This window comes from Williamsia deligens (assembly GCF_024171765.1).
Taxonomy (GTDB): domain Bacteria; phylum Actinomycetota; class Actinomycetes; order Mycobacteriales; family Mycobacteriaceae; genus Williamsia_A; species Williamsia_A deligens.
Map to the genome: position 1 here is coordinate 108,866 of NZ_JAMTCI010000005.1, position 18,451 is coordinate 127,316.

At 71.6% G+C, this 18,451-nt stretch carries 12 protein-coding genes and 1 tRNA gene; 7 read left to right on the plus strand and 6 right to left on the minus strand.

Going from position 1 to position 18,451, the window contains the following annotated elements:
- Positions 1-249 precede the first annotated feature (249 nt).
- The 3 genes from LX14_RS20105 to LX14_RS20115 are packed head-to-tail and all read right to left on the minus strand — an operon-like array spanning position 250 to position 5,893.
- A complete protein-coding gene (locus LX14_RS20105; RefSeq protein WP_253649152.1) occupies positions 250-4,077 on the minus strand; it encodes an ABC transporter ATP-binding protein in 3,828 nt (1,275 codons plus the stop codon).
- Positions 4,074-4,802: a hypothetical protein gene (locus tag LX14_RS20110; RefSeq protein ID WP_253649153.1), complete on the minus strand. Its 729-nt coding sequence runs from the start codon at positions 4,800-4,802 to the stop codon at positions 4,074-4,076. Before LX14_RS20110 ends, LX14_RS20105 begins: the two co-directional genes overlap by 4 nt.
- Positions 4,799-5,893, minus strand: a complete 1,095-nt coding sequence (locus LX14_RS20115) for a glutathione S-transferase family protein (protein ID WP_253649154.1) — start codon at positions 5,891-5,893, stop codon at positions 4,799-4,801. Before LX14_RS20115 ends, LX14_RS20110 begins: the two co-directional genes overlap by 4 nt.
- Positions 5,894-5,996: 103 nt before the next feature.
- Between LX14_RS20115 and LX14_RS20120 the strand changes: the two genes are divergently transcribed.
- From LX14_RS20120 to LX14_RS20130, 3 genes are all read left to right on the plus strand, one after another.
- Positions 5,997-6,716, plus strand: coding sequence for a PadR family transcriptional regulator (locus LX14_RS20120; RefSeq protein ID WP_253649155.1), 720 nt, complete (start codon positions 5,997-5,999; stop codon positions 6,714-6,716).
- Positions 6,713-8,236 (plus strand): MFS transporter, encoded by a 1,524-nt coding sequence (locus LX14_RS20125; RefSeq protein WP_253649156.1) that lies wholly within the window; start codon positions 6,713-6,715, stop codon positions 8,234-8,236. The genes LX14_RS20120 and LX14_RS20125 overlap by 4 nt, the downstream gene beginning before the upstream one ends.
- 73 nt (positions 8,237-8,309) lie before the next feature.
- Positions 8,310-9,011: a TetR/AcrR family transcriptional regulator gene (locus tag LX14_RS20130; RefSeq protein ID WP_253649157.1), complete on the plus strand. Its 702-nt coding sequence runs from the start codon at positions 8,310-8,312 to the stop codon at positions 9,009-9,011.
- Here the strand turns inward: LX14_RS20130 and LX14_RS20135 are convergent.
- Positions 8,998-10,521 (minus strand): molybdopterin-dependent oxidoreductase, encoded by a 1,524-nt coding sequence (locus LX14_RS20135; RefSeq protein ID WP_253649158.1) that lies wholly within the window; start codon positions 10,519-10,521, stop codon positions 8,998-9,000. The genes LX14_RS20130 and LX14_RS20135 overlap by 14 nt on opposite strands.
- A gap of 68 nt (positions 10,522-10,589) precedes the next feature.
- On the opposite strand from LX14_RS20135, the gene LX14_RS20140 reads away from it, so the two are divergent.
- The 4 genes from LX14_RS20140 to LX14_RS20155 all read left to right on the plus strand — a co-directional run bounded on the left by LX14_RS20140 (position 10,590) and on the right by LX14_RS20155 (position 16,366).
- The gene (locus tag LX14_RS20140) at positions 10,590-11,930 is read left to right on the plus strand and encodes an exonuclease SbcCD subunit D (RefSeq protein WP_253649159.1); all 1,341 of its coding nucleotides are present in this window, start codon (positions 10,590-10,592) and stop codon (positions 11,928-11,930) included.
- Entirely contained in the window at positions 11,927-14,911 is a 2,985-nt protein-coding gene (locus LX14_RS20145; protein WP_253649160.1) for an AAA family ATPase, read from the plus strand. The genes LX14_RS20140 and LX14_RS20145 overlap by 4 nt, the downstream gene beginning before the upstream one ends.
- 69 nt (positions 14,912-14,980) lie before the next feature.
- Positions 14,981-15,056, plus strand: a tRNA-Arg gene (locus LX14_RS20150).
- A gap of 20 nt (positions 15,057-15,076) precedes the next feature.
- Positions 15,077-16,366: a glycosyltransferase gene (locus LX14_RS20155; RefSeq protein ID WP_253649161.1), complete on the plus strand. Its 1,290-nt coding sequence runs from the start codon at positions 15,077-15,079 to the stop codon at positions 16,364-16,366.
- 28 nt (positions 16,367-16,394) lie between these two features.
- On the opposite strand, the gene LX14_RS20160 is transcribed toward LX14_RS20155, so the two are convergent.
- Both LX14_RS20160 and LX14_RS20165 read right to left on the minus strand, forming a co-directional pair.
- The gene (locus LX14_RS20160) at positions 16,395-17,264 is read right to left on the minus strand and encodes a cyclopropane mycolic acid synthase family methyltransferase (protein WP_301283986.1); all 870 of its coding nucleotides are present in this window, start codon (positions 17,262-17,264) and stop codon (positions 16,395-16,397) included.
- 138 nt (positions 17,265-17,402) lie between these two features.
- Positions 17,403-18,431, minus strand: a complete 1,029-nt coding sequence (locus LX14_RS20165) for a fused (3R)-hydroxyacyl-ACP dehydratase subunits HadA/HadB (protein ID WP_253649162.1) — start codon at positions 18,429-18,431, stop codon at positions 17,403-17,405.
- Positions 18,432-18,451 lie beyond the last annotated feature (20 nt).

Genomic DNA, 18,451 nt, shown 5'->3' on the forward strand with positions numbered 1-18,451 from the left:
ACTCGTTCTGTCCGAAGTCTGAAACCGAACTGCTCACGGCAGATTCTCGCCTCTATTCCCTGATCGTCGCGTCGTGTCGGAGTGGTGTCGTGTCCGAACCGGTCGGTCGTCGGGGATTGCCCGGACGCCCGGCGTCGTCGTCGGTGACCGCTCGCGGTGGGCAGGCGGTCGATGAACCGCCGGCCCCGGTCGTCCGAGGTACCACCGCCAGGCTAGTCCCCGCCCACCTGCGTCGCATACGGGCTCGGCCTATCGCGAGTCGGTCTCTCGACCGCTCCCGGCGGCCACAGCGACGGCGGTGTCGGCGGAGGTCGGCCCCGTTGCCGACCCGGTGTCCCAGAGGACCCGATACCTGCCGTCCAACGCCAGGAGCTCCTCATGCGTTCCCGCCTCGACGATCTGTCCGTCGGAGACCACCGCGATCCTGTCCGCGCGAGCGGCGGTCGCGAGACGGTGGGCCACGATGACCGAGGTCCGCGACCTCGCCAGACGCCGACCCGCCTCGAGCACGCGGCGTTCGGTGGCCTGGTCGAGGGTGGCGGTGGCCTCGTCGAGGAGCAGCAGGTCGGGGTCGACGAGTTCCGCCCGCGCGAGCGCGATGAGTTGCCGCTGACCGGCCGAGAGTCCCTGTCCGCGCTCCCCGACGCGGTGGGTCATCCCACCCCGGAGCCCGGCGATCGTGTCCAGGGCGCCGACCGCCGCCGCGGCCGCCTCGATGCGCGCGCGCGACGCCGTCGGGTCGCCGTAGGCGATGTTCGAGGCGATGGTGCCGGTGAACAGGTGCGGTTCCTGGGGCACGACGCCCAGTCGGGCGCGGTGGGTGTGCAGCGGGACGTCGCGGATGTCTCGGCCGTCGAGGCGCACGCTGCCCGCGGTGGGGTCGTAGAACCGGGCCAGCAGTTTGACGATCGTCGACTTCCCGGCGCCGGTCTGCCCGACCAGGGCCAGCGAGGACCCCGCGGGGATGTCGAGGTCGACGCCGCGCAGGGCGTCGTCGGCCGCACCCGCGTAACGGAACCGCACGGCGTCGAGCTGGGCGTGACCGGCCGGTCCCGACACCGGCGAAACCGCGTCCCTGCCGCGGTGCCCGGGTGCGCCGTCGTCGGAGACGCTGCTCGGGGTGCGCAGCAGGTCGCCGATGCGGCGGAGGCCGACCACCGCCTGCTGGTAGCCGTCGAACACCTGGCTGAGTTGTTGGACGGGACCGAACAGCATCCCGAGGTAGAGGACGAACGCGACGATGGTCCCGGGTTGCGTCTCACCCGAGGCCACCTGTGCCGCGCCGAGCCCCACGGCGGCGGCTGTGGCCATGTCGGACACGAACGTGATGAACGGGAAGTACACAGAGATCGCCCGCTGGGAGACCATCCGGGCCTCGACGTAGCGGCCGGCGAGCTCACCGAAGCGTGCTCGTGCGCGCCCCTCGTTGCGGTAGGTCGTGGTGGTGCGCAGACCCGCGACGTTCTCCTGGAAGTCGGCGTTGACGGCGCTGACCAGTTCCCGTGACCGCGAGTAGGCCCGCGACGCCACCCGTTGGAACACCACGGTCGCGACGGCCAGCGGGAGGAGCGCCACGACGACCACCGCCCCCAGTGACGGGTCGGTGACGATGAGAGCCGCCGCGACCCCGACGATCGTCAGCAGTGCGATGACCGTCGTGGACAGCCCGGTCTGCAGGAACTGCGACAGCGCGTCGATGTCGGTGGTCATCCGGGTCATGATGCGACCGGACAACTCCCGCTCGTAGTAGTCCAGTCCGAGTCGCTGTAGATGCGCGTAGCTGCGGACGCGAAGGCGGAACAGGACGCGTTCACCGGCACGGGCGCTGGTGATGGTGGTCGCCGACAACGCGATCCACCCGATCGCGACCGCCACGAGACCGGCCGCGGTGGTGAGCCAGAGCGTCGCGAGGTGATCGTCGGTCGCGGCGTCGATGCCGATGCGCGCCAACGTCGGGAACGCGAGTCCGGTGGCCGTGTCGACGGCGACCGCGACGATCGCGACGGCGAGCAGCGCGCGCACGGGTCGGAGGAGACCGCGCAGGGAGAACCGGGGGTCCGGGAGACGGGCCTCCTGCTCGTCCACCCTCGGGTCCTCGTCGGCCGGGGGCAGTTCGGCGACGGCCTCGAGCAGCGCGGGGGTGGCGGGCATGGATCCCAGTGCGCCCGACATCCCGCCGCCGCCACCGCGGCGGCCGGATCGGGTCGGGGGAGCTCGGCGGATGCGCTCCCCGACCTCGACGCCGGCGTCGGCGGTGTCGTCGGGCCAGAGCGCCTGTGGTGTGGGCGTGGCGGTGACGGCCGTGGCGGGGTCGATCTCCTGCGGCCCCGTGGGGTCGGCCATGAGGGACCGGAACAACGGGGAGCGTTCGGCCACCTCGGCCGGGGTCCCGGAGTCGACGACGCGCCCCTCGTCGAGGACGAGGACGCGGTCGACCGGGGCGAGGGTCGACCGCCGGTGGGCGATGAGCACCAGCGTCCGACCGGGTGTGCTGCGCAGTTCCCCCAGGATCGCGGCCTCCGTCGTGGCGTCGACGGCCGAGGTGGCGTCGTCGAGCACGAGGACGGGTGGATCGACGAACAGCGCGCGGGCCAGTGCGATCCGTTGTCGCTGTCCGCCCGACAACGTCAGTCCGCGCTCACCGACGACGGTGTCGTACGCGTCGGGCAGAGCGCTGATGAAGTCGTGGGCGGACGCGCGGCGTGCTGCGCGTTCGACGCGTCGGCGCACCTCCTCGGGATCGGCGTCGGCGGAGGGGCCCAGGGCGATGTTGGTCGCGATGGTGTCCGAGTAGAGGAACGGGTCGTCGAAGGCGATCCCCAGCCGTGACCGGATGTCGTCGAGATCGGCGGAACCGACGTCGACCACCGTCCCGGAGGCGGTGTCGGTGAGGACGACGGACCCGGACCGGGCGGGAGCGAGCCCGGCCAGCACCGCGGCCAGCGTGGACTTGCCCGATCCCGGTGGTCCCACGATCGCGACGGCCTCACCCGGTTCCACGGCGAGGGTCAACCCCCGGAAGAGCGGGCTGCCGTCGGGCAGGTCGACGTCGACGTCGGTCAGACGCACGCCGACGGTGCCGGTCGTGCCGGTCCCCGTCGTCGCGGACCAGCGCGGGTCGGTGGGGTGGTCGATCACGTCGTAGACGCGCTCGACCGCAGCACGCGCGAGCTGCGCCGACACCACGAGGTTCGTCAGCAGGCGCGCGAGTCCGGTCATCGTCGTCACGTACGTGGCGAACGCGAGGAACGTGCCGACGGTGATGTCACCGCGCGCGGTGAGCACCCCGCCGAGGGCGACGATGGCCACGAGCGCCACCTGGGGGATCGCGTTCATCGTCGGTGAGAAGCGGGAGTTGATGCGGGCCGCCCGGATCCGTTGCGAGAACAGCCGTCTCCCGTGGTCGGCGAGTTCGTCGACCGACCGGTCCTCCTGGCCGAACCCCTTCACCACGCGGACGCCGGTGACGGTCTCCTCCACGTGCTGTGCGACGTCGGCGGCGGTCTGCTGCGCCGACCACGTGGCGGCGAAGAGCGCCCGCCGGGTGCGGAAGGCGACGACCGTGACCGCCGGGATGACCAGCAGGGCGACGAGGGTCAGCAGGGGTGACAGGTACGCCATCACGCCGAGGGCGAGGACGACCTGGACGACGGCACCCAACGACAGCGGCACCATCGACAGCAGTCCCTGCACGAGCTGCAGATCGGAGATGGAGCGGGACACCACCTGGCCGGTGACGATCCGGTTCACGGCGGGGCCGTCGAGCCGGAGCAGCGTGGCGAGGATGGACGTCCGCAGGACGTTCTGCACGGTCAGTGACAACCGCCCGGCGGTCAGCCGCCGGGCGAACTGCGCGGCGAACCGCACCACCCCGAGACCCACGAGGGCGAATCCGAGTGTGCTGATGGAGAACCCGTGCGATGCCGCGCCGGTCGCGGTGTCGATGGCCGCCCGGGTGACCAGCGGGACGGTGAGGTCGATCGCGACGCCGATGGCGGTGACCACCAGCGTGATCGTCACCAGCGCGCGGTGACGGGCGCACTCCCGGACGAGTCGCCGGATCCAGCCGCCCGTCACCGATCGTGGGTGTGGGCGTCCCGCGTGATGGCGGCCGTCCCGTCCGACCCCGCCCCGTCCGACCCGATCGCGACAGTCCAGGCCGCGGGCGGCGGACCGAACGCGTCGCGCGCGTTGGCGATGATCCTCTTGCCCAGGGCGCGGTTGCCCGCACCGCCCACCGCCGCACCGACACCCGCGGGCAGCATCTTCCCGACCATGAGGGGAGCACGACGGGCCGCGTACTTCTTCACCACGCGCTTGAGAAGGGTCTTGTTCAGACTGCGCAGCGCGGGACCGTTCAACGACCCGCCTGCCAGCCGGCCCAGCGGGTTGTTCCTCGACCCCAGAGCCTTGCCGAGGGCCAGGACACCCTCCTCGCCGAGGACCACCGCGAGCACCAGGGTGCGTCGTCGGTCGGCGTCGGCGACCGGGATCCCGTGGACCTCCGCGACCGCGAGGGCCAGCAGGGCCGATGCCTCGATGAAGAAGGCCGACTCCGCGCCGATGGCGCCGATGGACGCGAGTGTCCCGACGCCCGGCACCGCCGCGGTGGCGCCGGCCGCGCCGCCCGACGAGATCACGGTCGTCAGGTACCGCCGCTCGACGCGGGCGATCACCTGCGCCGGGGACTCGTCGGGGTGTGCCGACCGAAGGCGGCGGACGTAGGCGGCCACCGCCGGAGCCTGCAGACGTTGTGCGCGGTCGATGACACCGACGATCGCGCCCCCACGGTCGCGGCTCACCGCGGTGCCCAGTCCTGCAGGGCGACGGTCTCGTCGGCGCGTGGTGGTGGTGGCGGCGTGCCCTCGCCGAACGGGCGGCCGCCGAGCTGCTCGCGGTGGTGCGGGGTGTGCCACCCGCGGAGATCGGGCCCGAGCGGGACGATCCCGGTCGGGTTGATGTCGGAGTGGACCACGTAGTAGTGGCGTTTGATCTGGCTGAAATCGACCGTGTCGCCGAATCCGGCCGTCTGGAACAGGTCTCGTGCGTACGCCCACAGCACCGGCATCTCGCTGAGCTTCGCGCGGTTGCACTTGAAGTGACCGTGGTAGACGGGGTCGAAGCGGACGAGCGTGGTGAACAACCGCACGTCGGCCTCGGTGATGGTGTCGCCCACCAGATACCGCTGGTCGCGGAGTCGTTCGGCGATCACGTCGAGGTGGTCGAAGAGCCGTGCGTAGGCGCGCTCGTAGGAGCGCTGGCTGCCCGCGAACCCGCAGCGGTACACGCCGTTGTTGATCTCGGTGAAGATCCCGGCGTTGACGTCGTCGATCTCGGCGCGCAGATGTTCGGGATAGAGCTGGGGGGCGCCCTCGCGATGGTGGTCGGTCCATTCCAGCGACATGTCGATCGTCATCTGCGGGAAGTTGTTGGTCACCACCTGTCCGGTGGGCACGTCGACCATCGCGGGGACGGTGATCCCCTTGCTGTAGTCCGGGAACCGCGCCAGGTACGCGTCCTTGATGCGGGGGATCTTCAACACGGGGTCGACGCCGCCGGGGTCGAGGTCGAACGTCCAGGAGTCCGGGTCGTGGGTGGGCCCGCACAGGCCCATGGAGATCGCGTCCTCGAGGCCGAGCAGGCGGCGCACGATGATCGCGCGGTTCGCCCACGGACAGGCCCGGGCCACGACGAGCCGGTAGCGGCCGGGCTCGACGGGGTACCCGTCCGCACCGTCGCGCGTGATGCGGGTCTCGATGTAGTTGGTGTCGCGGACGAAGTCCGTCCCGGGGTTCACGTAGGTGCCCGGCTTCGACCAGGCCTCGCTCCCGTCGCCGCTGCCGTCGGTGCTGGTGTCCGCCGGGGTCCCGGTCGGCGATCCGTGTTCGCTCATCCAGGCCAGATTAGCCCGCGCCGCCGCGAGCGCTGTCCGAGTTGCCGCCGGGTGCTCGGCCTGTAAATATTCCACGTGGAGTATTCGAGGCAGGAGGGTTGCCGTGGCGGCACGACGATGCGATGGCACGGGTCTGACCCCGCTGTCGGTTCTCGTGCTCTGCGCTCTCGACGAACGCGCCATGCACCCCTATGAGCTGTTGCAGGTGCTGGTGAGTCGCAAGGAGGACCGGTTCGCCAACATCCGGCCGGGCACGCTCTACCACGCCGTGTCCCGCCTCGAGGAGCGTGGGCTGGTGCGGGTCGACGACGTCGAGCGCGCCGGCAACCGGCCCGAACGCACCGTCTACGCCGTCACACCGGAGGGGTCCACCGCGGTGCGTGAGCACCTCGCCGGGTTGTTGGCGACCCCGTCGGTGGAGTTCAGCGACATCTACCTCGCACTCGCGCAGGCCCACGAACTGCCCCGTGAGCAGGTGGTCGATCTGATCGACACCCGTCTCGAGCACATGGCCGCCGACCGTGAGCGCTGGTCCGTCGCCCACACACAGGCACTCGCCCGTGGGGTGCCGGAGATGTTCCTGCTCGATCTCGGGTGCCGCTCCGCCACACTGCGTGCCCAGATCGATCACCTCCGCGCACTGCGGGACCGCCTCGCCGACGGGTCGCTCGAATGGAAGCGACCCCGCGTGCCGGTGGGGCCGCAGCCGGACATCGGGCCGCTCACCGACGACGACTTCGCCTGCATCGACCCCGCCACCGCCGCTGCGGGGAGCACCCCGCCCGCCTTCGCAGACCATTCCACACAGGAGTTCTCACGATGACCGCACCCCGACCGTTCATCCCGGTGACCCACCGGCCGTGGGCTGCGCTCATGGCCCTGTGCGTCGGCTTCTTCATGATCCTCGTGGACATGACGATCGTCGCGGTCGCGCAGCCGAACATCCAGGAGAGCCTCCGCACCGACTTCAACGGCGTCATCTGGGTGACGAGCGCCTACCTGCTCACCTACGCGGTCCCGCTGCTCATCACCGGGCGCCTGGGCGACCGCTTCGGACCCAAGTTGATGTACCAGGCGGGTCTGATCGTGTTCACCGCCGCCAGCGTGTGGTGCGGGTTGTCGGGATCCATCGGCGAACTGATCGCGGCGCGCGCCCTGCAGGGCCTCGGCGCCGCGCTCATCACGCCGCAGACCATGTCCCTGATCACGCGCATGTTCCCCGCGGAGCGACGCGGGGCGGCGATGGGCGTGTGGGGGACCGTCGCCGGTGTCGCGACCCTCGTCGGCCCGCTGGCCGGGGGCGTCCTCGTCGACAGCCTCGGGTGGGAGTGGATCTTCTTCGTCAACGTGCCGGTCGGGGTCATCGGTCTGGCACTGGCCTGGTGGCTGGTCCCGACGGTCGACACCACCGGCCGCGACTTCGACATCATCGGCGTCCTGCTCAGCGCGGTGGGCCTGGGTGCCCTGGTGTTCGCGATCCAGGACGGCGAGAAGTACGACTGGGCCGCCTGGATCTGGATCCTCGCCGTCGCCGGGGTCGCGATCCTGGGCGTCTTCGTCTGGTGGCAGACGAAGGTCCGGGGTCAGCCGCTGGTGCCGCTGTCCCTGTTCCGGGACCGCAACTTCTCGCTGGCGAACATCGGCATCGCGACGATGGGCTTCGCCACCGCGGGCCTGATGGTGCCGATGATGTTCTACCTGCAGCTCGTCGGCGGCATGTCCCCGACGCGCTCGGCGCTGGTCCTGGTCCCGATGGCCGTGCTCACGGGCATCCTCGCGCCGGTCGTCGGGCGCCTGGTGGACACCACGCATCCCCGCTGGATCATCGGCGGGTCGCTGCTGCTGAACGCGGTCGCCGTCGCCCTGCTGGGCTACCTGGCGCAGCCGGCGACGCCCGTGTGGCAGCTGATCATCCCCGTGTGTCTGATGGGCATCGCCAGCGCGGGCATCTGGGCGCCGTTGGCCGCGACGGCCAACCGCAACCTGCCGATGACGCAGGCCGGTGCCGGTGCCGGCGTCTACAACACGCTGCGTGTCGTGGGGTCGGTGCTCGGCAGCGCCGCGGTCGGGGCGCTGCTGCAGACCCGGTTGGCCGCCGAGTTCCCCGGGGCGAGCGTCGCCGCCGGGTCGACGGGGACGCTCCCGGCGATCGCCAAGCCGGGCTTCTCCGACGCGATGGGCCAGTCGATCTATCTTCCTGCGGCCGTCTTGCTCCTCGGCGTCGTCGCCGCGGTGTTCTTCGCCCGGCCGCGCCACATGACCGCCGCCCCGGTGGCCCCGGTGCAGGACGCCGCACCCGTGGTGGAGCCGTCGAACCCGGCCGACGTCACGACGAAGGTCTGATCGCAGACCCCGGGCGACCCCCGCGACGGGGTCGCGATTGACCCCCCGAGCCCGCGTCGGATGTACTGCACGCATGCTGTCTCGGCTGACGATCGATCAACGCCGTGAGCAACTCGTCGACTGCGCGCTGCGGATCGCCGAGGACTCGGGACTGGCGGCGGTCACCGTGCGGGGCGTCGCGGACGCCGCCGGGGTCTCACTCGGCATCGTGCACTACTGCTTCGCGGGCAAGGACGAGCTGATGGCCGCGGTGGTCGGCACGGCCATGACCCGTCATCTCGACGCGTTCGTCTCCGGGAACCCGCTGATCGCCGGGACGTCGGACGGCACGGCCGCCCGAGCTGGCCGGGAGGCGTTGCACGCCGCCGTCTCCGGGACCGTCGTCTCCGTGCTGGCCCTCACCCGCGAGTCGCCGGGTCGGTGGATGGTGCTGGTGGAGTCGGTGGTCGAGTCGTTGCGGAGCCCGGCCGGGTCGGCTGCGCGGGCGAACACACGTCATCAGCACGAGCTGGCCGAGCTCTACGGGGCGCGGTTCCTGGCGACGGTCGGGGAACGCACCGGGATGCACTGGCAGGGCAGGGAACGCGACGTCGTGCGGTGTGCGGTGCAGACCATCTACGGGGTGTTCCAGTGGTGGCTCGTCGACCGCGACGACGAGGCAGCGGCGCGATCCTGTGAGCTGTTGGTCGACTGGGCGGTCGCGCTGGCGGTGCCCGGGGACCCGGTCGCGCCGGACGGTCGGACCGTCGCGGCCGGCGACATCAGGTCACCGTGACCGAGATGGTGTGCAGGCCCGAGGCGCCGTCGGGGATGGGTGGCGCCGGCACCGCCGACTGCTGACGACCGTCGCCGTCGAACGCGCGGACGGTGAGCGTGTGGGCGCCGGGGGGCGCGTCCCACGTCCAGCGCCACAGCCTCCAGGCGTCGAGCATGTCGGGGGCGAGCACGGTCGCCGTGTTCCACGCCCCGTCGTCGACGCGCACCTGTACCCGGTCGATCCCCCGTCCCTGTGCCCAGGCGACGCCGGCCACCTGCACGCGACCGCGTCCGACGGTGGCCCCGTCGCGGGGGACGTCGGTGCGCGAGCTCGTCTTGATGGGGCCCTTCTCGGCCCATCCACGGTCGGTCCAATAGGCCGTCGCGCGGTCGAACCGTGTGACCTCCAGGGAGACGACCCATTTCGTGGCCGAGACGTAGCCGTAGAGACCGGGCACCACCATCCGTGCGGGGTAGCCGTGCTCGACCGGGAGCGGGGCGCCGTCCATCCCGACGGCCAGGAGTGACCCGCGGTCGTCGGTGAGTGCCTCGATCGGGGTGCCTGCGGTGAAACCGTCGGCGCTGGTCGACAGGACCATGTCCGCGTCGGACGACGGGCCGGCCATCGCGATGAGGTCGCGCAGGCGGTACCCCGTCCACCGCGCGGTGCCGATGAGGTCGCCACCGACCTCGTTCGACACGCAGGTGAGCGTGACCGTCTTCTCCACGGCGGGCATGGAACGCAGTCGGTCCATGTCGATGCGGACCTCCCTGTCGACCATGCCGTGGATCCGCAGAGACCACCCCTCCGCGGTGACCTGGGGCGGCCGCAGCGCGGTGTCGATGCGGTAGAAGTCCGCCGGACGGGTGATGAACCCGGCGGGGTCGTCGCCGTCGGCGGACGGGGGATCGAGGGAGGCCGTGGCACGCGGGACCGTGAAACCGGACCGGTCGCGACCGACGTCGTTGAGCATGTGGTCGAGCACGGACCCGACGACCCCGGCCACCACCGCGCCGATGCCCGCTCCCGAGAGACCGAGCAGGACCGTCCGACGGTTCGTCGCACCGCCCGGGACCGACGGCCCGGTGGGGTCGGCGAGACGTCGCACGGAGATGCGCAGGACGACGATGCCGGCGGCGACGCCGACGACGGTCGGCAGGAACCACGCGACACCGGCTCCGGCGCGAGTGGTCGCGGCGACGACCCCGAGAACGCCGAACGCGACGAACACGACACTGCCCCACGGTCTCCGAGGGCGCTCCACCGAACCCGCCACCGCGGCGATCACCGCGATGACGATGCACGTCCCGACGATCAGCGCGGTCTTGTCCCCGGTACCGAACGTGTCGATCGCGAACTCGCGCACAGGCGTCGGCGTCGCGTCGATCGTGGCGGAGCCGACCGCGAGGAGCGGACCCGCTGCGCGGTCCAGGAACGCGGCGACGAACTGACCCACCCCGAGGGCCACGCCGGCGGCGACGACGCCGGACAGTGCCGACAGGGCACGCTGTGGTGCGGGGGAACTCACCCGATCCAGTATCCACACGCCCACCGCGGGTCCCGGATCGTGTCGGGGGTGGGCCCTACGGTGAGCCCATGCGGTTCCTGCACACCTCCGACTGGCACCTCGGCCGGACCTTCCACGGCGTCGACCTCCTCGACGACCAGCGTCGCGCCCTGCGCGATGTCGCCGCGGTGGTGGCGCGGGAATCGGTCGACGCCGTGATCGTCGCGGGCGATGTGTACGACCGTTCCGTCCCGTCGGCGGATGCCGTTGCCGTGTACGACGCGGCGCTGGCCGACATCCGCGAGGCCGGTGCGGAGATCATCGTGACGTCGGGCAACCACGACTCGCCGACACGACTCGGGGTCGGCTCGTCCTTCGCCGCCGCGGGGGGACTGCATCTGCGGACGTCGTGCGCCGGCATCGCCCGTCCCGTGGTCCTGTCGGACCGTCACGGCGAGATCGCCGTCTACGGCATCCCGTATCTCGAACCGGACGCTGCACGTGTGCATCTCGGCGTCCCGGACGCCCGGGGCCACGTCGAGGTCCTCGGTGCCGCGATGGACTCCGTGCGCGCGCACCTCGCGGACCACCCGCGCCGGTCCGTCGTGGTGGCCCACGCATTCGTGGTGGGCGGTGAGTCCGCGGGATCGGAGAGATCCATCAGCGTCGGCGGTGTGGAGACGGTGGGGACGTCGACGTTCTCCGGGGTCGACTACGTGGCCCTCGGACACCTCCACACCCCGCAGGAGATCACCGCGTCCGTGCGGTACAGCGGTTCGCTGTTGGCGTATTCGTTCGGCGAGCGGTCGCACCGCAAGGCGGTCTGGATCGTCGATCTCGACGCCCACGGCCTCGCCGAGGTGCGGCGCCACGATCTGCCGGTCGTCCGCGACCTGATCTCGCTGCGCGGCGATCTCGACGATCTGCTGCGCGACCCCGCACTCGAGGGGCACGAGAACGCCTACGTCCGTGCTGAACTGACCGATCCCATCCGTCCGGTCGACGCGATGCGCCGACTGCGCGCGCGCTTCGCCCACGCGGTGCACGTCGAGTGGATCCGTCCGACCGCGACCGACGCGGGGGACTACCGATCCCGCGTCCACGGTCGGTCCGACTCCGAGATCGTGCGCTCGTTCCTCGGTGACGTGCGCAGCGCACCGTCGGTGGGGGAGATGGCCCTCGTCGCCGAGGCGCTGCATGCGGTGGTCGGTGAACCGGAGGTGGCGGAGTCCGAGACGGCGCGGCCCGTCGTGGTCGACAGCACCGATGCGCACGACACCGCCGATGCGGCGGACGCCACCGGCGAGATCGAGAGCGCGGTCGATCCCGTGCCCGAGATCCTCGAGGACGACGGCAGCTTCGCGCTGTTCGCACTCCCCGCCGGAGGCGGGCCGGTCACGGAGTCGGACGACGAGCAGGTGTCGGCGTGAGACTGCACCGGATCACGATGGAGGCGTTCGGCCCCTTCGCCGACGAGGTCGTCGTCGACTTCGACGTGCTCGGCGGCGACGGCCTGTTCCTGCTGCACGGACAGACCGGTGCCGGCAAGACCACCGTCCTCGACGCTGTCGCGTTCGCGCTCTTCGGGCGCGTGCCGGGTGTCCGCCACGAGGGTCGTCGCCTCCACTCCGACCACGCTGATCCCGCCACCGTCCCGCGTGTGGTGCTCGAGGCGACCCTAGCCGGGCGACGGCTCCGGATCGACCGGTCGCCGGAACACCGGCGCCCCAAGCGACGTGGCGAGGGGTTCCGCACCATCCAGGCCCGTGGATCGCTGGTGTGGCTCGACGGGTCCGGTCCCGAGTTGACCCGTCTGCCCGAGATCGGCGAGACGGTCACCCGGATGCTGGGGATGTCCGCGGACCAGTTTTTCCAGGTGGTGTTGCTGCCGCAGGGAGACTTCGCACGGTTCCTCCGGGCGGAGAACGAGCAGCGGGAAGCGTTGTTGGAGAAGCTGTTCGACACCGAGCGTTTCGGCGGGGTCGAGGAGTGGTTGCGTGACCGCGCGCGGACGGTGCGCGCCGAGGTCGAGGCGATGGCGCAGTCCGCGGATCGGATCGCCGGCCAGATCTCGGCGATCGCCGGGGTCGAGTCGCCCGCAGACCCCGAGATCGCCTGGGCGACCGATCTGATGGAGTCCGCTCGGGTCGACGCCGCCCGGGCACGGGCCGACGCCGCGGCCGCCGCGCTGGCGGCCGATCGGGCACAGACCCGTCTCGACGACTGCACCCGACGCGACGAGCAGATCCGTCGCGCGCAGACCGCACAGGCCGAGATCGCAGCGCTCGACGCCGAGGCCGCCCTCGTCGACGAGACGGGCGACATCCTCGATGCCGCCCGTCGCGCCGCCGGCATGCGGTCCGCCCTCGACGACGCCACCGACGCCGCGACGCGCCGTGACCACCTCGCCGGGGCCGTGGCGTCCGCGCGCGCTGCGCTCGCGGCCGTCCCCGAGGGCGCGGCGCTCGTCGCGGCCGTGACGGACGCCACCGATGTGACGGCCACGATCGATGCCGCGGTCGACCGGTGGTCGGCGGAATCCGGCCGTCTCGAACCGCTCGCCGCACGCGCGGCCGGTCGGCCGGCGATGGTGGCCGAACTGTCGACACTTGCGGCGGACACCGCGCAGGCCGGACGTCGTTCCGCGGCCATCGCAGCGGACCTGGACGAGATGCCCACGCGGCGTGCCGAACTCGCGACACGGATCTCGGCCGCGACCGCCGCGGGCGCCACGGTCGCGGGTCTGCGGGCCGAGGCGGCCGCGGTGTCCGCGCTCATCGCCGACGCCACCCGTCGCGACGCTCTCGTCGGACCGCTGGCGACAGCACGGGTCGAGGCCGAGACCGCGCGCACGGCACACCTCGGGGCGCGGGAGAACCTGGTCGACATCCGGGAGCGCCGCGTCGCCAACATGGCCGCCGAGCTCGCGGCGCGTCTGGCCCCGGGTGATCCGTGCCCGGCGTGCGGGTCGACGGTCCACCCTGCACCGGCCCATGCCGATGGGGACATGCCGCCGGTCACCGACGCCGACGAGCGCGCCGCGCAGGCCGCGGAGGCGGCGGCGGGGGACCGGGCCCGGCGCACCGAGGTCGCCCTCACCGAGGTCCAGGCCGAACACGACAGCCTCTGTGCCCGGCTGGGAGAACGCACGACGGCGGAGTTGACCGCCGCCATGGCCGACGCCCGGCGGGCTGTCGCCGACGCCGAACGTCTCGCCGCCGAGCTGGCCACCCTGCGCGCGCAGGCGGACGAGGTCGAGTCCACCGTCGAGGCGCTGACCGCCGAACGGAGCCGGGTGCAGGCCGATCAATCCGGCCGCACCGAACGCGCGCAGGCGGTTCGCACGGCGCTGCAAGAGCTCGACGCCGACCTCGACGCCGCCCGGGGGACCGCTTCCAGCGTCGACGCCCGCCGCGGACAGCTCGCGGACCTGTGTCGCGCGGCCGTGGCGCTGCGCGACGCGACCGCGCGCTGGGACTCCGCGAACGACAGGGCGACCGCAGCGGCAGATCGGGCACAGGCGCTGGCGGTCGAGGCAGGTTTCGTCGACATGTCGACCGCGCGGGCTGCGCTCGCCGACCCCGATCAGATCACCCGATGGGAGTCGACACTGGCCCAGCTCACGGCTCGACGCACCGCGGCGCAGGCCGTTCTCGACGACTCGGACGTCGTCGCCGCGGTGGCTGCGGGTCCGGTCGACCTCGTCGGCGCCCGGGCTGCCCGAGACGCCACGCGGCACACGCGGGACGATGCGCAACGCCGCTCGGCACTCGCGGCCGACCGCGTGACGAAGCTCGAGACCCACTGCGCCCAGTTCTGGGCCGCGGTCGACCACATGACCCCGGCACGCGCTCGCGCCGACGAGGTGACGGGGCTCGCCGAGGTCGTCTCGGGACGGGGCTCGAACAACCGGTCGATGTCGTTGCGGTCCTTCGTCCTCGCGGCGCGACTGGAGGAGGTCGTGGTGGCCGCGTCAGCGCGTCTGCACGAGATGTCCTGCGGGCGGTACGAGTTCGAACACTCGGACGCTGCGGGGACACGGGGCCGTCGCGGGGGTCTGGGGATCGCGATCCGGGACGAGTACACCGGTGTGGTGCGGCCCGCCGCGACGCTGTCCGGCGGCGAGACCTTCTTCGCCTCGCTGGCACTGGCACTCGGTCTCGCCGACGTGGTCTCGTCCGAGGCGGGTGGGCGTGTCCTCGACACCATGTTCATCGACGAGGGGTTCGGCAGTCTCGATCCCGAGACACTCGAGCGGGTCATGGTCGTCCTCGACGACCTGCGGTCCAACGGTCGGGTCGTCGGCCTGGTCAGCCACGTCGACGAGATGCGCAGCCGGATCCCGGCCCAGCTCCACGTCGTGCGGACCGAATCCGGGTCCCGCGTCGAACTGCTCGGCGTGGCCGGCTGAGACCCCGCTCCACGACCACCGGCTTTGGGTGGCGTCTGCGGGGTGCGCTAGTCTTGCGGCGCCCGATGAGCCCCCGTAGCTCAGGGGATAGAGCGTCTGCCTCCGGAGCAGAAGGCCGCAGGTTCGAATCCTGCCGGGGGCACCACACCGCATTAGCCTCATCTCATGCGAATCGCGTTGTCGTTCTACGGCAGCCGGGGGGATGTGCAGCCCGGGGCATGCCTGGGACTCGAACTCTCCCGGCGTGGCCACGATGTCACGATGCTCGTGCCGCCCAACTACGTCGACTTCGTCACCGGGCTCGGCCTGCGGGGTGTCGGTGTCGGTGCGGACAGCGAGTCCTACTGGGACAGTGACCGCGGGCGCGCGACGCTCGCCACGGGCAACCCGATCACGAAGGTCCGTCTCGCCGCCGCCCAGGTGCGCGAGGGCTTCGCCCGCTTCGACGCGGACCTCGCCGCCGCGGTGGCCGCTCTCGCCGACGACGGCGGGATCGAGTCGATCGTCAGTGGCCCACTGGGGCAGGAGCGGTGCCTCGCGCTCGCCGAGCGGCACGGGGCGCGCCTGGCCACGATGCGGTTCTGTGCGATGAGCGAGAACGGCGTCATCTGTGCGGTTCCCACGCACCGACAGCTCCCCGCCACGGTGGATCGGCTCAGCTGGCGCGCGGCGGACCGGCTCACCTGGGCGGCATCGCGGGGATCGGAGAACCGGTTCCGGGCGTCCCTGGGTCTCCCGGCGGCCGTCGACCCGCTCCCGACACGCCTCGCTGCCCGCGGCGTCGTCCAGATCCAGGCCTACGACGGCGCGCTGTTCCCTGGCCTCGCCGACGAGTGGGGTCCGACACGACCCGTCGTCGGCTTCCTCGACCTCCCGGACGGCACTCGGTCTGCGGTGGGCGACGGCCTGCCTGCGGGGCTCGGATCATGGTTCGACGCCGGTCCGCCCCCGGTGTTCGTCTCGTTCGGCAACGCCCCCGTCCGCGACAGGGCAGCGATGGCGGCGACGGTCGCCGAGGGCACGCGCAGGGCGGGCGTGCGCGCGTTGGTGGCCGGACTGACGGACCACCAGGGACCGGATCCGCTGCGCGCCCACGTGTTCCACGCCCGACGGCTCGACCACGCGGCGGTCCTTCCGCGGTGCATCGCGGCCGTCCACCACGGTGGCGCCGGGACCACGGCGGCCACCCTGCGCGCCGGACTGCCTGTCCTCGTGTGTGCCGCCGGGGCCGATCAGATGCACTGGGGCGCGCAGGTGCGACGCCTGGGTCTCGGGACGTCGACACGGCTGGCACGACTCGACGCGACATCGCTCACCGCAGCACTCGACGTCCTGCGGGATCCGTCGACCCGGGAGCGGGTCGCGCGGCTGTCGGCCACACTCGTCGGCCCCGCCGATGCTGTCGCGGCGGCGGCCGATGCAACAGAGACGGCGCCCACCGCTGTGAAGCGGTGAGCGCCGTCGTCGGTGTCGTGGGGGTCGATCAGCCCTTGACGCAGGTGAACTGCATGACGTCGATCATGTCCTTGCGGAACGCCGCAGCGCAGCCGCTCAAGTACTTGATGTAGGTGTTGTAGTTCGCGCGACCACACAGGGCGATCGCCTCGTCACGGTGCTCGCCCAGCGCCTTGCTCCACGCGTCGAGGGTGCGCGCGTAGTGCAGCTGCAACGGCTGGATCTTCTCGACGGTGAACCCGGCGCCGGTGGCGCCGTCGGTGACCTGCTTCGGCAGCGGGAGCTGGCCGCCGGGGAAGATCTCGGTGGCGATGAAGCGCAGGAACGCGAAGTCGTCCTTGCCGATCTTGTTGCCGGTCTCGTGGTGATGGCTCAGGCCGTACGCGGTGATGGTGTGCAGCAGCATCTTGCCGTCGTCGGGCAGGGCGTCGTACGCGAACTTGAAGAACTGCTCGTAGCGCTCGAAGCGGAAGTGCTCGAAGGCGCCGATCGACACGATGCGGTCGACCTTGCCGTCGAACTCCTCCCAGCCCTGCAGGCGGATGTCGCCCGAGAGGCCGGTCTCGGCGGCCTTGTCCTCGACCAGCTTCTTGACGTGGCCGTACTGGTTCTTGCTCAGCGTCAGACCGATCACGTTGACGCCGTACTTCTCCATGGCGCGCAGGGCGGTGGCGCCCCATCCGCAGCCGACGTCGAGCAGCGTCATGCCGGGCTCGAGGCCCAGCTTGCCCAGCGACAGGTCGATCTTGGCGATCTGCGCCTGGTTGAGGGTGTAGTCCTCCTCCTTGAAGTACGCGCAGCTGTAGGTGCGCGACTCGTCCAGGAAGAGTGCGAAGAACTCGTCGCTCAGGTCGTAGTGGGCCTGGACGTCCTCGAAGAACGGGGTCTCGGTGGTCAAGATGAACCTCTTTCGTGTGTGAACGCTCCGGCGCACCGGTTCGTGGCGGTCGTGTCTGAACTCCTCGGCCGCGACCGTCCCCGACGTGTCGCCCCCCGATGGGTGCCTGCGCCGGGACCTCGGCGGTGAGTCACGCGGTCAGCGCAACTGCACCGTGGCCGTCGCCCGGCCGAAGATCCGCTTGCCGCGGAAATTGGCACCGAGCGCGATCGTAGCCGTTCGTGTGGCCGCATCCAGCTCTTTGACCCGACCAGTGTATTCGACCTCTGCCGGGGCGTCGTCCGCCACGTACGCGATCCCGGTGAACCGGACGCGGTAGTCGCGGATCGCCGCCGGGTCGCCGAGCCACCCGGACAGGAACGACCCGCCGATGCCCATCGTGAGCATGCCGTGCGCGGCGACGGTCTCCAGCCCGACCACGGAGACGACGCGATCGCTCCAGTGGATGGGGTTGTGGTCGGCGGAGATCCCGGCGTAGTTGACCAGGTCGCCGCGGCGCAGCGTGACGACACGGCTGGGGAGATCGTCGCCGACGGACACGTCCTCGAACGCGGGCACCGAGGCCGCGACCGGCACGTCCCATGGTGCGATCGGCGGGGCCGGGACGCCCTCGACCTCCGACCAGGACCGGGTCGCCGGCGGGAGGAAGTCACCCATCATGACGTCGGACAGAGCGGCGGCGAGCGCGGGCTCGGCGTGGGCTCCGCGGCGTCCTGCCGCGGTGGTCACCAGCGACTGGACCACCTCGCCCGCCTGGTTGATCAGCAGACCCTCGACGACGATGGTGTCGCCGCCGGCCTTCTGCCGGATGGGGCGCAGTCCCATCGTCAGGCCGAGGCGGTCACCGGCGTGCATCGGACGGTGCTGGGTGAACACCTGATCGGTCTGGACGAACGCGCTGGTGTCGTATTCGAGCAGGACCTCGTCGAGGAGCCAGTTCAGACCGCTGCCGGCCAGCCGTGCGGTGAACGTCACCGGCGCCATGAGTCCGGGGTGACCCAGCTCGGCGGCGGCGGCCTCGTCCCAGTGGACGGGGTGGGCGTCCTTCATCGACCGGGCGAACTCGCGGATCTCCTCGCGGCCGATCTCGTAGGGGTCATCCGGTGTGTAGTACTGCGTCCAGTCCCGCTCGGCGGAACTCACGTCCTCGGGCTTCACGGCGCTCATGGTTGCACACGCTCACCACC